Below are 14,188 nucleotides of genomic sequence, written 5' to 3' on the forward strand. Positions count from 1 at the left end.
TTCATTTAATTTATACTACAATTCGTAGTGTGAAAGGAGCCATACGATGTTTACTCAAAACTATAAGTTAAATGAGCAAGGGCTAAATCATTTCTTTGGACCGCTTGAAGCGAAAATTATGGAGATTGTCTGGTCTACCGAGGGGATTACGATTAAAGAAGTGCAGCAGAAATTAAGTGAAGAATCACCTGTGAATTTTAATACGGTCATGACAGTTATGAACAGGTTAGTAGAGAAATTTCACTTAGAAAAACAGACTGTGAAAAGAAGTGGCATATATCGTGCTGTGCAAACAAAAGAAGAATTCTTATCCAATCAAACGAAGAAAATGACACAGGAATTGATGGGGGAATTTGGAGATTTAGTTGTCACTCATATGCTTGATGAGTTAGAGCAGGCTGATCCGACTTTAATAAAAAAATTAGAAGACAAATTGAATCAGTTAAAAAAAGAGGATCAATGAAATGAAATGGCAAATGCGTAAAATCATATTGTTAGCAGTAATTGTTAGTACTCTCTTTTTCAGTATGTTAGTGTATTACGTTACATATCCATTTCTGTTTCAAAATAAGGCGTTCTTTCTTTCAAAGTTTTGCTTGTTTCAGTTAGAACAACATATGAAGGAATTATCGCTCATTCGTATTATAATTGCTGGATTACTATTACTTACTGTACTCATAGTATGCAACAGAATTTGGCGACAATTTTTCTATAGTAAAAAATTACAAAAAGTACTTATCCCTTTCATTCGAAAAGGAAAACAAATATATATATTGCCGACCTCGGAAGTTGCGGCATTTACAATTGGGTTATTTCGTCCGAAAGTTGTCATGTCAGAAGGGATGATTCAAACATTTTCAGATGAAGAAATGGATGCAATTATTTTCCATGAAGAATATCATCAAACTAATCGAGATCCGTTAAAATTATTTTGTTTTACGTTATTAGCAGAAGGAATGATATACATCCCGATATTAAAAGGGCTATTGCAACGCTATCATGTGTATCAGGAGTTAGCTGCAGATAAATATGCAATGCGAAAAATGAAATCTAAATTCGAGTTAGGTAGCGCATTATTAAAAATAATTAAAATAAAGACAATGGAAAATCGATGCGTGATAGCTTCATTTGCAAAAACAGCAATAAATTTACGAATCGAGCAAGTGTTAAATGAAAAAGTCGTAAAGCTTAATATTCCATTACATACGAATTCGGTATATGTAACATTAGGTTTATTCTGTATATCGATTGTACTTATTGTCGGAGAGTGCATATAGCCTCTTTTTTTTAAGAATTAACACTACTCAGTGTAGTGTATTTAGGGGGAATAAAATGAATGCAGCAGATTTAACAATTTGGCTTGTAGCTGGGGCAGGGGTATTGTCATTTATATCACCATGTTCTTTACCGCTATATCCATCTTATTTATCATATATTACAGGTGTCTCTATTCAAGATTTAAAAGATAATCGTGGAATGATGCAAAAATCAGCGATTATGCATACCGTATTTTTTATGATCGGATTTTCGGTAATATTTTATGCGTTAGGTTTATCAGTAAGCTGGATTGGAATAACATTTTCATCTAACCAAAAATTGATTCAACAAATTGGTGGGATTTTCATTGTTTTGATGGGGCTGTTTATGACAGGTTTGTTTCAGCCTAAGTGGCTTATGGCAGAGAAAAAGGTACAGTATAGAAGTAAATCGACTGGATATATTCGCTCAATTTTAGTCGGTATGACATATGCAGCGGGTTGGACGCCATGTGTTGGACCGATATTTTCAGCTGTACTCATGCTTGGGGCGACGAATCCTGAAGGTGCACTTCTTTATATTACAGCGTATACTCTTGGGTTTGCGGTTCCGTTTTTCGTGATGGCATTCTTTATTGGGAAGGTAAAATGGATTGTTACATATGCCAATGTCATGATGAAAATTGGCGGTGGAATGATGATTATAACAGGTATTTTACTGTATACAAATCAAATGACAAAAATTACAGCATTCTTTATTCGTCTGTTTGGTGGATTTACAGGTTTTTAATAATGAGGAGGAAGAAAAGTGAAGAAACTAATTGCGATTATACTGGCCGGGGCACTAATTTGGGCCGGGGTTAACTTTTATAATACAAAAAAAGAAGAAAAAGAAAGAAAAGCAAAACAAGCGGAGTTACAAGAAACAGAAGTGTTACCACAAGTAGGATTTAAAGCACCGAACATAACGTTAAAAGGATTAGACGGTAAGCTGCATTCGTTAAATGATGCAAAAGGAAAACCATATCTTATTAATTTTTGGGCATCATGGTGTGGCCCATGTGAAATGGAGGCACCTGACTTAGTTCATATGTATGATAAATATAAAAAGGATGTTGAAATTTTTGCGGTAAATGCGACAATTGGAGATCCAGTACAAGAAGCGAGTGCGTTTGCAGATCGTCACGGGTTTAAGTTTCCTGTTTTACTAGATATGGACGGAGTAGCTGGATTAGATTATAAAGTATTTTCGTTACCAACGACATTTTTTGTTAATAAAGATGGAATTATCGTAGAGCAAGTACGAGGTGTATTACCTCCAGATCAATTAGAAGAGAAATTTAAGAAATTAATTGAGAGTTAAGGAGATTTAGTATTAATGGAGTGGATCGTGAGGTTACAACCCGTATCTCTTATCATTGGAAGTCTATTTGGATTTATGTTAATGAAAAGAAAGATGAAGGACGAAAGTGTACCATATGAAAAAATGATGGATGCAGTAACAAGTGCTTTTCTTATCATCGTATTTGTATGGAAATTTGCACCGGCATTTTTAAATCCAGTATGGGCTTTTAGGTCGCCAGTGCAAGCACTATTAGCTATAGGAAGTATGGAGCATATGATAGTAGGATGCGTAATTGCGAGTGCATACATTGTTTGGAAAAGTAAAAAGGAGCAATTTTCGCTTCGTATTTTACTTGATGCATTGCCTATTGCACTATGTATGAGTATTGTTTTCTATTTTCTATTCCACCAAAAAGTAGGCATACAAACGACACTGCCTTGGGGTGTGAAAGTATATGAATCTAAATTTTTGTATCACCCCGTTTTCGCATACGAGATCATTCTTGCCCTTTGTATAATGGGCTTGTTATGGATGAAAAATGAAAGACTCGGAAATGGAAAGAACATAAGTGTTTTTCTAGTAGTTGAGGGTGTTGCTCATATTATTATTTCGCTTATTAGTGAACAACACTCGGTTGTATTTGGTTTATCAGTACAGCAAATAATGAGCTTCTTTATTATTAGTTTAGGAATTTTGTTGGTACCGAAAAAGTAAAAAGATAGCTACATATGGAGTATATCCATGCGTGGCTATCTTTTTTATTTTATATTAAAAGATTGGCGGAGTAACAGAAAATAAAACAATGGCGTTTTTCTCGAATTGATTTACCCATTTATGTTTTAAATAAGCGGGTATTTTTACACTATCACCAGTTTCTAAAGTGTACTCTTCTTCGTTTAAATACAATGTAATTGTTCCGTCTAATACAAATGCCAATTCTTCACCTTTATGTTCTAGTACATTTTCTGATGAAGCTGTATTTGGCGGAACAGTCATAATTGCTGTTGCTAAATTTCCTGTGAAATCAGGTGATAACAATTCATATGATAAATTATCAATAATCATTTTTTTTCGTTTATGAGAACGTACAATTAAATCGTCAGTATTTGTATCTTCAAGTAAAAAGCTAAATGTTGGAACATCTAACGCTTTTGCGAGTACTTTTAATGTTTGGATAGAAGGGTTAGCAGATCCACGCTCAATTTGACTTAACATAGAAGGTGTAATACCTGCCATCTTTGCGAGTTCTTTGCTCGTTAAACCTTTTTCTTTTCTTTGTTTTTCAATCTTTTTACCAATATCTATATTTTCCATAATGAAAAGCTCCTTACTAATTATTAAATTATATTTAAATAAATTAAATTAAAATTAACTAAAGTGAATAATTTGTGTTAAACTATATTAAAATTAATTTAATTATAATTTATTGAATCGTAAGCTACAAGGTTATGAGGAGGAAGAAAAATGAGGGAAATAGAGAAATTAAAAGAGCAATATCCACTAATAAATAAATTAATCGAAACAGAAGAAGTGTTTTGGCTGAATCCGAACATGGAAAAGTATGAAACGGCAATAAAAGATTCGCCACTTAATGAAGAGAATGTAAAAGATGCAGAAGAAAGATTAAATCGTTTTGCACCATACATTGCGAAAGTGTTTCCGGAAACGAAAGAAACAGGCGGTATTATAGAATCACCCTTAGTGAAGATACCTTCTATGAAGAGGTCTTTAGAGAAAAATTACGGGCAACCTATATTAGGAGAATTACTATTAAAATGTGATAGTCATCTTCCAATATCAGGATCTATTAAAGCAAGAGGAGGGGTATACGAGGTACTGAAACACGCTGAGGACTTAGCATTTGAACATCATTTATTACATGAACAAGATGATTATTCCGTACTAGATAGTAAAAAGTTCAGGGATTTCTTTTCAAATTATTCTATTGCAGTAGGTTCTACTGGAAATTTAGGTTTAAGCATTGGAATTATGAGTGCGAAGTTAGGATTTAATGTAACTGTTCATATGTCAGCAGATGCGAAAAAGTGGAAAAAGGATTTACTTCGAAGCAAAGGGGTTACTGTTATTGAATATAAATCGGACTACAGTAAAGCGGTAGAAGAAGGAAGAAAACAAGCTGATAAGAATCCAATGTGTTATTTTATCGATGATGAAAATTCAAGACATTTATTTTTAGGCTATGCTGTAGCTGCTGCGCGCTTACATGCACAATTAGAGGAACTTCAAATAAAAGTCGACGAATCTTGTCCTCTATTTGTCTATTTGCCATGTGGAGTAGGCGGAGGCCCAGGTGGTGTTTCGTTTGGTTTAAAGTTAATGTATGGAGATAATGTGCATGTATTTTTTGCAGAACCTACTCATTCCCCTTGTATGCTATTAGGTATGATGACTGGGTTGCATGATGGAATATCTGTGCAAGATTTTGGGATTGACAATAAAACAGATGCAGACGGACTCGCCGTGGGAAGAGCATCTGGATTTGTAGGTAAAACAATAGAGCCATTTTTAAGTGGTATATATACAGTTAGCGATAACCATCTATACAAGTTACTAAAAGGATTAGTAGATACAGAGGGGATAGAGTTGGAACCATCAGCATTAGCGGGTATGATTGGGCCAATTAAATTGTATAAAGAAGGAAAAAGATATATAACAAATAATGATTTAACCAAAAAATTGAATCAAGGTATTCATATAGTGTGGGGAACTGGGGGGAGTATGGTTCCAAAAGAGGTAATGAAAGTATACTATCAGACGGGTTCGCAGTTAATCGAAAAAAAATATTGATAGATATAAAATGAGTTCATTTCTCAAGGCTACTTAGGAGAAGATGAACTCATTTTCGTTTTTTGGGTGATGGGCATTTGGTGGTACCATATGCTCATCAAGAAATACCTCCCAAATGAAAAAAAGTCGTTCTCTGTCAAAAATACACGGGATTTTCATCCTGAGGGTGTTATAAAAATTCTTAAGTTGATGGTTATGGGGTACCATAAGGGAAATGCGGGTTTACAACGCTAAACCCAATTTTAAGACAATTCCCTCATTTTTAACAATGTTAAGAGAGTTTTAGTGATTTTAAAGAATCTAATGATACTACATTATCCAATTTAATATGGTATTATCCTAATGAAATGATACATTCCCTCTAAAGGTAACTGTAGAAAGCTATCAGAAGGGAACAAATAATGATTTCTTATCCATAAATAAAATAGTAAATGAAAATACAATTTGAAAAAAATAAGAAAAATATTTAAATATTAATTTCGAAAGAAATGAAAATATCGTAGATTACTTATATAAATTTTATGTTGATGATATTTCGCTTTGTATAACTCCTTTAGTTTACCTAGAATAGATAGGCTAGGAGAGAATTTTATGAATCAAGGATTAACATATAAATTAGTTCAATTGTAACGATTAATTTAACTATTAAGAGAGTATGTGATATAAAAATTTATTTAGAAAGCAATTCTAAATATCTAAATACATTAGGATTTTTGAATAAAGTATATATAACCTATATAGAAGAGTTAACATTCTTTTTTATAATAGTAAATAGTACCAAAGTAGTACTTAAAGACTTATGAAGAAAAGTTATTTTTTTCTAAAATTTGAATATTAATGCGTGATATATAATTATTATGCGTATATGGTTTTATATTTCATTAACATATTACTTTCCATCTACAATAATTAGTTATTGCAACAGCTTTACGTCTAAAATAAGATGTTTCAACAAAGGATAGTATAAGTATCTTTATAATGATTTTCCAATATAATCAAGGTGTTAATGAAAGGAAATCTGTGCTATCTTTACTTTTCTACTAACTAATACAGCTTCAAACAAAGGACACAATTGCTACATGCTAATTGTAATTTATTATCCATTCAAGATTCTGTTTATTCAATCTTTCTAAAAATAAAAAAATATTAAATTCATAAATATACAAGTTATAATGAGGGCGTCGAGAGATAGTAGATTACCTCTAGATAAAATATCAAACCTAGTTTTGGTGCAAAAATTCTAAAGACCTTACAAGTAACTTTCTTAAATTGGACATGCTGATACGATTACTCTACAAAGGATGTGTAATCAGAAAGGAAATTTATTCAACATCAAAAGAAAGCGCTATCAATACGATTTTGTTTTGAATTAATTATTCAAATGACTTAGTTTCAACTGCAATTAAAATCATAAATTATGGGGGTGCTTATATGAACATAAATGTAGCATCTATTAAAGAAAAAAAGGTTGTTAAATACAAAAGTTGTTTTGATGTGATTGGGCCGGTAATGATAGGACCTTCGAGTTCACATACTGCAGGAGCTTTGGCTATTGGAACAGTTGCAAATAAATTATTTCAAGGTCTTCCCAAAAAAGTCGTGGTTAGGTATTATGAATCATTTGCTGAAACCCATAAAGGACATGGAACTGATTTTGCGATTATTGCTGGGATATTAGGATTTGCAGCCGATGACAGCAAAGTGCCAGATGCTATTAAAATAGCAGAATCTAAAGGAATTGACATTACCTTTATTGAAAAAGCGGGTGATAGTCCTGCTGATCATCCAAATACGGCAGATGTATATTTAGAGGATGAAAACCGAAGTATTAGAACGATGGGTATTTCTGTCGGCGGTGGATTAATTGAAATCAAACATGTTGAAGTTGACGGATTTAGTTTAGATCTGCAGGGACCATTGCCGGTTATTATTGCAATTTCCGAAAGAGCTGACTTTGAATTTGTTTTACGCAGGATTTTTAAACAATATGATGTAGAAATTAATAACTTTCATAGTTTGGAAGAAAATGGTAAATTTTTGTATGCATTCGCATTGGATTCGCTATTGCCTGGTAATGTCCAGGAGGAATTGGGGAATTTAAGCAATATAGCTAAGCTCATTATTCTTTAGTTACATTGAGGAGTGAAAAATATGTATATGGCCATAAAAGAAATTATAGATGCAACTAATAAAAGCCAAAAGACAATTTATGAATTAGCAATTGAACAGGAAATTGAACAAACTAAATCTACTTATGAAGAAGTTTGGAGTAAAATGGAACGAAATTTAGCGACTATGCAAAATGCTATAAATAAAAGTATTGAGGGCGACGGGGTATTTTCTCCAACTGGTTTAACTGGAGGGGATGCTGTTAAAATTAAAAACTATCGAGAAAATCGGAAAACTCTTTCTGGAGATTTGATGGTGTTAGGGATCCAAAGTGCTATCGGTGTTAATGAAGTAAATGCTGCATTAGGAGCTATTTGTGCAACTCCAACAGCAGGTGCGAGTGGGACGATTCCGGGAGTTCTATTTAGTATTAAAGATACGTTGGAGTTAAGTCATGAAGATATGATTCATTTTCTATTTACTACAGCGTTATTTGGAACAATAGTTGCAAACAATGCTTGTATTTCAGGAGCGTACGGAGGATGCCAAGCGGAAATAGGCAGTGCCTCAGCAATGGCGGCCGCAGCTGCGGTAGAAGCTGCAGGTGGAACGCCACAGCAATCTTCGGAAGCTTTTTCGATTGCATTACAAAATTTACTCGGTTTAGTTTGTGATCCGGTCGCTGGTTTAGTAGAAATTCCTTGTGTAAAGAGAAACGCCATTGGAACGGCAAATGCTTTAGCAGCAGCGGACATCGCATTAGCCGGCGTAAACAATATCATCAATGCTGATGAAGTTATTGAAGCAATGTATAGAGTTGGAAGACAGATGCCTCGCGAATTAAGAGAGACAGGTTTAGGTGGAATTGCAGCTACACCTACAGGGATTGCAATTAAAAATAAAATATTTGGAGAGAAACAATCAAAACAATGAACAATTATCGGATACATTGTGAAAAAGTTAACAATCTATTCTCTATTGCTCGCCTAAGGGTGTCTGTATATTGGGGGAATTACTAATAAAATATACTACTATATAATTGAAACATTTTGTAAGTGGTAACACCCCCGTCAGGTTTATGATTCGCTAATTTTTTGATTTAGATTAACTTAGAAGAAGGATATACGATGTGACGCACTTTATAAGCAATTCATTTTTCAAGAACGGTCTATATTCCGATGCCTAAAATAGAGAAGTAAGAATAGGAAACTAGGAGGAATTATTATATGAATGGGAATACTGCAAAAAACATAGAATTTCAGGTTGATAATACTGCAGTAAAAAATGAGAAATATCTAGACCCTAAAAAGTGGCATAAACAGGATACTACCTGGGCATTGAGTCTATTTGGAACAGCAATTGGAGCAGGAGTACTCTTCTTACCTATTAATGCAGGTTCAGGTGGTTTATTATCATTGCTGTTAATTACTATACTTGCATATCCTGTTATGTATTACTCACATAGGGCACTTGCTAAAATGATATACGCTTCGAATTCTGCCGATGAGGGGATTACAGGCACAATAAGAGAGTATTTCGGAAATAAAGCAAGTATCATTTTTAACATTGTATATTTCGTCTCAATTTATACGATCGTGCTGATGTATTCGGTTGCACTTACAAATACTGCAAGTAGTTTTATCGTACATCAATTGCACATGCCAGAGCCTCCAAGGGCTATTTTATCACTTGTATTAGTTCTTGGTCTTATCGCTATACTAAATTTTGGTCAAGATATTACTGTAAAGATCATGAGTATGCTAGTGTATCCTTTCATAGCTTCTCTACTGTTTATCGCAATATCTTTAATTCCACAGTGGAATACGTCAATGCTTAGCTTTTCAGCTGTTTCTACTGCTTCAACAGGAACAGGATATTTGGGAACGATATTGATGATTCTACCAATCATCGTATTCTCGTTTAACCATTCTCCTATGATTTCTTCATTCGTTATGAAACAGAGAGCTACGTATGGAATAGACGCTACTGATGCCAAGTGTGCGCAAATACAAAAAGTTTGTTATATCATGACATTCGCTGTTGTTATGTTCTTTGTTTGGAGCAGTACTTTAAGTTTGACTCCAGATGATCTTAAGGTGGCAAAAGAACAGAACTTGTCAATCCTTTCATATCTTGCTAATGAGCTTAATTCGCCAGTAATCACTATTGCAGCTCCAATCATTGCGTTTATGGCTATTACAAAGTCTTTCCTTGGCCATTATATAGGAGCATATGAGGTAATGCGTGACATGATTATCAAGTCTGGTAAAAAACGTGGGAAAGATTTAGGAGAGAAAACAGTTAAGACAATGATTCTTACTTTTGTCGTATTAACATGCTGGTATGTTGCTTATACAAATCCAAGTATTCTTGGAATTATTGATGCCCTTAGCGGTCCGTTAGTTGCTGCTATCTTATGTCTATTACCAATGTATGCAATTCGTAAAGTGCCTGTACTAGCTAAATATAGAGGGAAGATGAGCAATGTATTTGTTATTGTTATAGGTATCCTTACTGTCCTAGCAAGTATTAAGTCATTATTCTAATTCACTATTGTTGGATCTCATGCGAAAATCGTAGGATATGAACAAAGAAAGATTTCTATCGTAATTGAATTTTATATTGTTAAATCAAATAGATTATAATTTTGGACAAACTTTTCACCTTAGAGAGTTTGTCCTTTTTTGATTATATGCTTAGCTTTTATTTCAGCAATTATTTTTTAGCGCTTACAAAGATTATAATTCAAGCATATTAGATTGATGTCCCATGCCATGAATTTTCTCCCCTCACTAATTAGGTGAAATGTGCTACCCCGCTATTATATTAGAAGAAAAAATAAAATTCATATTAGTTGGCTGTCAATTGTCGTAAGATGATGATGAAAAATTCATGCATTCCATGAAAGAGCTTGCATCGTTAGCGAAAACTGCGCCAGCTGAATTGCTAGTGTCAATAACGCAAAATGTCGGAAGTTTCATCGGGCGGCTTAACAGCCATGTAATTATAAAATAGAAGGGGTTTGACCAAGGTACTTATATACCCCATATAAATGAGAGAGTTATAACTGAACAAAATATGACTCTATCAACCTAAGTGTTTACCGGTATGAGTGTTTTTTTTGTATATGGTTACTATTTAGAAGAACTAAAATTTGGTCTTATCCCTGTCAAGTGGACATATTCAAAAAGCTTTGCAGTCTTTTCATGCGTCAAAACTTCGTGTGATTATAGTAGATAAGAATCTAACTTATTTAGTTGCTATCATAGGATTGAAGAAAGCATCACCTTATGTACTTACACGTGCATATCCATAAATATTTGCCACGTTTTGTATTCTCCCTGCACTTATTACCCTAATTATCCAATTTTTTATTTATAAAGCTATTCGTTAAAAATAATCGTTTATAAAATGATTTGAATCACTTTTACAAGTTGTTGGTAGTTTTCAAGGAACTTAGTATAGTTAATCTTTTAATCATTTATAGAAAGATATTTTAAGTAGATTTAATTTATATACCATGAATGAAATGTTGTTATGGGGATTTTTAAACTACATAAGTAGATAGTCTCCACTGAAAATAAAGAACTAAGAGCATGGTTTGAAATAAGATTGCAAAATGGAAGTAGATTAAAAATTTAATGGAAATTTAATGTTTTCCTTACTTTTTATTTAATTAATTATCTATATCCTTTATATGTGTATTGAATCAAGGGAGGATAAGAAATGAAAACAGTATTAGAAGGAAAAAAGATAAAAAAGGTATACGACACAGGTGGAAATAGATTTGAGGCTTTAAAAGGGATTAACTTACAAGTGCAAGAAGGTGAGTTCGTTGGCATTATGGGACCTTCTGGATCCGGTAAGACGACGCTATTAAACGTTCTTTCAACAATTGATACTGTGACGAAAGGGGAGATTTTCATTGATGGAGAAAACATCGGGAAGATGAATGATGATAAGCTGGCGTTATTTCGCCGGAATCATTTAGGGTTCGTTTTCCAAGATTTTAATTTATTAGATACGCTAACGGTGAAAGAGAATATTGCGCTTCCACTTGCGCTATCAAAAGTGGAAGCGAGTGAAATTGATCGACGCGTTTTGGAAATTGCGAAGAAGTTTGGGATTGATCATATTTTAAATCAATTCCCATACCAAGTATCTGGAGGACAGAAGCAGCGCTGCGCAGCATCTCGTGCAATTGTTACAAATCCCAGTATGATTTTTGGAGACGAGCCAACAGGAGCACTTGATTCTAAATCAGCAACAGATTTATTAGAAAGTATGAAGTCATTAAACGAACAGGATAACTCAACAATTTTAATGGTAACGCATGACGCGTTTGCGGCAAGTTACTGTAAACGAGTGATTTTCATTAAAGATGGTGAGTCATGTAAAGAATTACATCGCGGGAAATTAACACGTAAACAGTTCTTCCAACAAGTAGTTGACGTAATGTCCGTCATTTCTGGAGGTGCAATTGATGACGTTATTTGATATCGTTCAGCGGAATATACAACGTAATTTTAAAGAGTATATACTCTATTTTGTATCCCTAACTGCGAGTATGGTTATCTATTTTATGTTTGCATCACTTCGTTATAATACTCAAATAAATGCAGCGTTGACTGATAGTGTGGTGGTTAAGAGCAGTCTTCAATCTGCAAAAGTGATTCTCATTGTTTTTATTGCCATATTTATTATTTACTCTACAAATTTCTTTATAAAGAAGCGTAAAAAAGAAGTAGGATTATACTCTTTACTAGGTATAACTAAAAAACAAATCGGTACAATGTTATTTTGTGAAACCATAATAATGGGGAGCGTAGCTTTAGTAATTGGAGTACTAATTGGCAGTTGGGGTTCAAAGTTAGCTTTAGAAATACTAATGGGTTTAATGAAATTAAAGGTACCCGTTTATTTTGAGTTTTCTATAAAATCGCTAATAGATACATCCGTAGTCTTTTTAGCAATTTTATTATATACTGCGTGGAAAAACTCTCACGTAATTTATCAATTTTCTTTAATTGAGATGTTTCAAGCTGATCATCAAGGGGAAAGTATGCCAAAAGTATCAAGAATCATGGCATACATGAGCATTATTTTAATTGGATTAGGTTATTTGTCAGCCTTTTTTATTCGTGAAATCGTAAAATTTGTGAAGCAGCCTATGGATCCGGAACCTATGTATATCCCGGTTATTATTTTGATTGCAATTGTACTTGGAACATATTTACTATTCACGTCTTATACAGTTGTTATATTAAAGAAAATGAGAAGTAAAAGAAAAATGTTTTATAATGGTATGAGCATAATGAACATTTCACAGTTAATATATCGAGTAAAAGGAAATGCAAAGTTACTTGCGACAATTGCTATATTAAGTGCCATATCTTTAACAGCAATTGGGGCTGTTGTATCAGGTTATTTTGAAGCGAAATTTGAAGCGAAAAGCAAGGCACCGTACAGTTTTTCATATAAAAAACAAGAGGATGCAATTGAAAAGCGCATACAGGGCATTTTCGAAGAGAATAAGAAAAAAAATTCAATTATCCGTGATTTTGAAGTTGAAATGGTAACAGTTAAGGGAGGGCCTTTTGAGGTGGAAGGAAATACAAGTCTATCCAATCCCCCTTATAAAATATCATATGATTTTCAGCTTATGTCCCAATCTATTTTGAATAAGAATGCTAAAAATATGGGAGTGAAGAAAGTCAACTTAAATCCAGGAGAAGTATTTATATATAATCTACAGCCTGATAAGAATTTTGAAAAGGGAAATAGACTTCAATTCCCCCTTGAAGTTGAGCCGAAAATATCTGTCATCCAGGGTATCGAAATTCGTAAACTAACAAATTTAGGGGATTTGGTTGTCATTGTACCTGATCAGTTCTATGAAATGGTTAAGCAAACACAGCAGACCTATATTATAAAAAATATTGATGTAACACAGCAAAAGGATAGTAAAGAATTGACTGAAGGTTTATTAAAGATAGTACCTGATGATGATGATGTTAAAATCAATACTTTCTATAAAGCAAATTTAGATGTTATGGAGACGTATGGTACTATGTTATTTATTGGAAGTTTTTTAGGGGTCGTATTTGTAATGGCAACAGGTTCTATTATCTATTACAAACAATTATCTGAAGCGCATGCTAATCAGAGATATTATGAGACTCTTCGTAAGATTGGTGTTACGAAAAAAGAGGTAAGAACTTCAATTTCAAAACAAGTTCGCTTTAGTTTTATTTTACCCTTGATAATCGGACTTGTTCATAGTTTAGTTGCTTTACGAATAATTAACGACTTGCCTATTAACGACTTGCCTATTAATATCATAATTCCTATTTTAATTAGTAGCGGTGTATATTGCATAATTTATTTCGGATATTATGTGTTAACTGTTTATTCGTATTATAGAATTGTTTATAAATAATAAATTATTTGATGTTACGTCAATAAAATAGGAACTAAAACTTACTAAATTTCAAATGGTGAATAAAATAGTTATTTTTAACTATTTTATTCACCAAGTTTAATATTCATTAAATTAATAATTAAATGAAAAACGAAAATATTAAATTAAAGATAGTAAGGTATTTGAAAAAAATTTATTAAAGAGATTTTTTGCATCCCTCCTGCAAATGAAAGATTTCGATGTAGAAAC

Annotated in this window: 12 protein-coding genes; 11 read left to right on the forward strand and 1 reads right to left on the reverse strand. The window is 33.1% G+C overall.

Annotated features, from left to right (window positions below; genetic code table 11):
- Positions 1-46 precede the first annotated feature (46 nt).
- From ACXVYO_RS24930 to ACXVYO_RS24950, 5 genes are read left to right on the forward strand one after another with little or no spacing between them, the layout of a single operon-like run.
- Complete coding sequence (locus ACXVYO_RS24930; RefSeq protein ID WP_458468779.1) at positions 47-463, forward strand: BlaI/MecI/CopY family transcriptional regulator; 417 nt, start codon at positions 47-49, stop codon at positions 461-463.
- 1 nt (position 464) lies between these two features.
- Positions 465-1,277, forward strand: coding sequence for a M56 family metallopeptidase (locus ACXVYO_RS24935; protein WP_458468781.1), 813 nt, complete (start codon positions 465-467; stop codon positions 1,275-1,277).
- Between the two features lie 55 nt (positions 1,278-1,332).
- On the forward strand, positions 1,333-2,046 hold the full coding sequence (ccdA, locus tag ACXVYO_RS24940; protein ID WP_061676592.1) for a cytochrome c-type biogenesis protein CcdA: 714 nt from the start codon (positions 1,333-1,335) through the stop codon (positions 2,044-2,046).
- A gap of 18 nt (positions 2,047-2,064) precedes the next feature.
- Positions 2,065-2,619 carry a TlpA family protein disulfide reductase gene (locus ACXVYO_RS24945; protein WP_242257000.1) on the forward strand — a complete coding sequence of 185 codons (555 nt, stop codon included), beginning with the start codon at positions 2,065-2,067 and terminating at the stop codon, positions 2,617-2,619.
- Between the two features lie 15 nt (positions 2,620-2,634).
- Positions 2,635-3,315: a prolipoprotein diacylglyceryl transferase family protein gene (locus ACXVYO_RS24950; protein ID WP_458468782.1), complete on the forward strand. Its 681-nt coding sequence runs from the start codon at positions 2,635-2,637 to the stop codon at positions 3,313-3,315.
- Between the two features lie 54 nt (positions 3,316-3,369).
- Here ACXVYO_RS24950 and ACXVYO_RS24955 read toward each other — a convergent pair whose 3' ends face one another.
- Complete coding sequence (locus tag ACXVYO_RS24955; RefSeq protein ID WP_458468783.1) at positions 3,370-3,915, reverse strand: helix-turn-helix domain-containing protein; 546 nt, start codon at positions 3,913-3,915, stop codon at positions 3,370-3,372.
- 150 nt (positions 3,916-4,065) lie between these two features.
- Between ACXVYO_RS24955 and ACXVYO_RS24960 the strand changes: the two genes are divergently transcribed.
- The 6 genes from ACXVYO_RS24960 (at position 4,066) to ACXVYO_RS24985 (ending at position 13,957) form a co-directional block, all read left to right on the forward strand.
- Positions 4,066-5,409: a D-serine ammonia-lyase gene (locus ACXVYO_RS24960; protein ID WP_458468785.1), complete on the forward strand. Its 1,344-nt coding sequence runs from the start codon at positions 4,066-4,068 to the stop codon at positions 5,407-5,409.
- A 1,431-nt stretch (positions 5,410-6,840) separates the two neighbouring features.
- Positions 6,841-7,539, forward strand: a complete 699-nt coding sequence (sdaAB, locus tag ACXVYO_RS24965; protein WP_458468787.1) for an L-serine ammonia-lyase, iron-sulfur-dependent subunit beta — start codon at positions 6,841-6,843, stop codon at positions 7,537-7,539.
- Positions 7,540-7,560: 21 nt separating this feature from the next.
- On the forward strand, positions 7,561-8,451 hold the full coding sequence (sdaAA, locus tag ACXVYO_RS24970; protein WP_458468788.1) for an L-serine ammonia-lyase, iron-sulfur-dependent, subunit alpha: 891 nt from the start codon (positions 7,561-7,563) through the stop codon (positions 8,449-8,451).
- A 293-nt stretch (positions 8,452-8,744) separates the two neighbouring features.
- A complete protein-coding gene (locus ACXVYO_RS24975; protein ID WP_458468790.1) occupies positions 8,745-10,064 on the forward strand; it encodes an aromatic amino acid transport family protein in 1,320 nt (439 codons plus the stop codon).
- Between the two features lie 1,180 nt (positions 10,065-11,244).
- Positions 11,245-12,015, forward strand: a complete 771-nt coding sequence (locus ACXVYO_RS24980; RefSeq protein ID WP_458468792.1) for an ABC transporter ATP-binding protein — start codon at positions 11,245-11,247, stop codon at positions 12,013-12,015.
- Positions 12,002-13,957: an FtsX-like permease family protein gene (locus ACXVYO_RS24985; protein WP_458468794.1), complete on the forward strand. Its 1,956-nt coding sequence runs from the start codon at positions 12,002-12,004 to the stop codon at positions 13,955-13,957. The genes ACXVYO_RS24980 and ACXVYO_RS24985 overlap by 14 nt, the downstream gene beginning before the upstream one ends.
- Positions 13,958-14,188 lie beyond the last annotated feature (231 nt).

The sequence above is a fragment of the Bacillus sp. BC08 genome (genome assembly GCF_054326875.1).

Excerpts from the sequence above, each read along its gene's own strand:
- ACXVYO_RS24930 (WP_458468779.1), top strand. The coding sequence starts at position 47 with ATGTTTACTCAAAACTATAAGTTAAATGAGCAAGGGCTAAATCATTTC.
- ACXVYO_RS24935 (WP_458468781.1), top strand. The coding sequence starts at position 465 with ATGAAATGGCAAATGCGTAAAATCATATTGTTAGCAGTAATTGTTAGT.
- ccdA (WP_061676592.1), top strand. The coding sequence starts at position 1,333 with ATGAATGCAGCAGATTTAACAATTTGGCTTGTAGCTGGGGCAGGGGTA.
- ACXVYO_RS24950 (WP_458468782.1), top strand. The coding sequence starts at position 2,635 with ATGGAGTGGATCGTGAGGTTACAACCCGTATCTCTTATCATTGGAAGT.
- ACXVYO_RS24955 (WP_458468783.1), bottom strand. The coding sequence starts at position 3,915 with ATGGAAAATATAGATATTGGTAAAAAGATTGAAAAACAAAGAAAAGAA.
- ACXVYO_RS24960 (WP_458468785.1), top strand. The coding sequence starts at position 4,066 with ATGAGGGAAATAGAGAAATTAAAAGAGCAATATCCACTAATAAATAAA.
- sdaAB (WP_458468787.1), top strand. The coding sequence starts at position 6,841 with ATGAACATAAATGTAGCATCTATTAAAGAAAAAAAGGTTGTTAAATAC.
- sdaAA (WP_458468788.1), top strand. The coding sequence starts at position 7,561 with ATGTATATGGCCATAAAAGAAATTATAGATGCAACTAATAAAAGCCAA.
- ACXVYO_RS24975 (WP_458468790.1), top strand. The coding sequence starts at position 8,745 with ATGAATGGGAATACTGCAAAAAACATAGAATTTCAGGTTGATAATACT.
- ACXVYO_RS24980 (WP_458468792.1), top strand. The coding sequence starts at position 11,245 with ATGAAAACAGTATTAGAAGGAAAAAAGATAAAAAAGGTATACGACACA.
- ACXVYO_RS24985 (WP_458468794.1), top strand. The coding sequence starts at position 12,002 with ATGACGTTATTTGATATCGTTCAGCGGAATATACAACGTAATTTTAAA.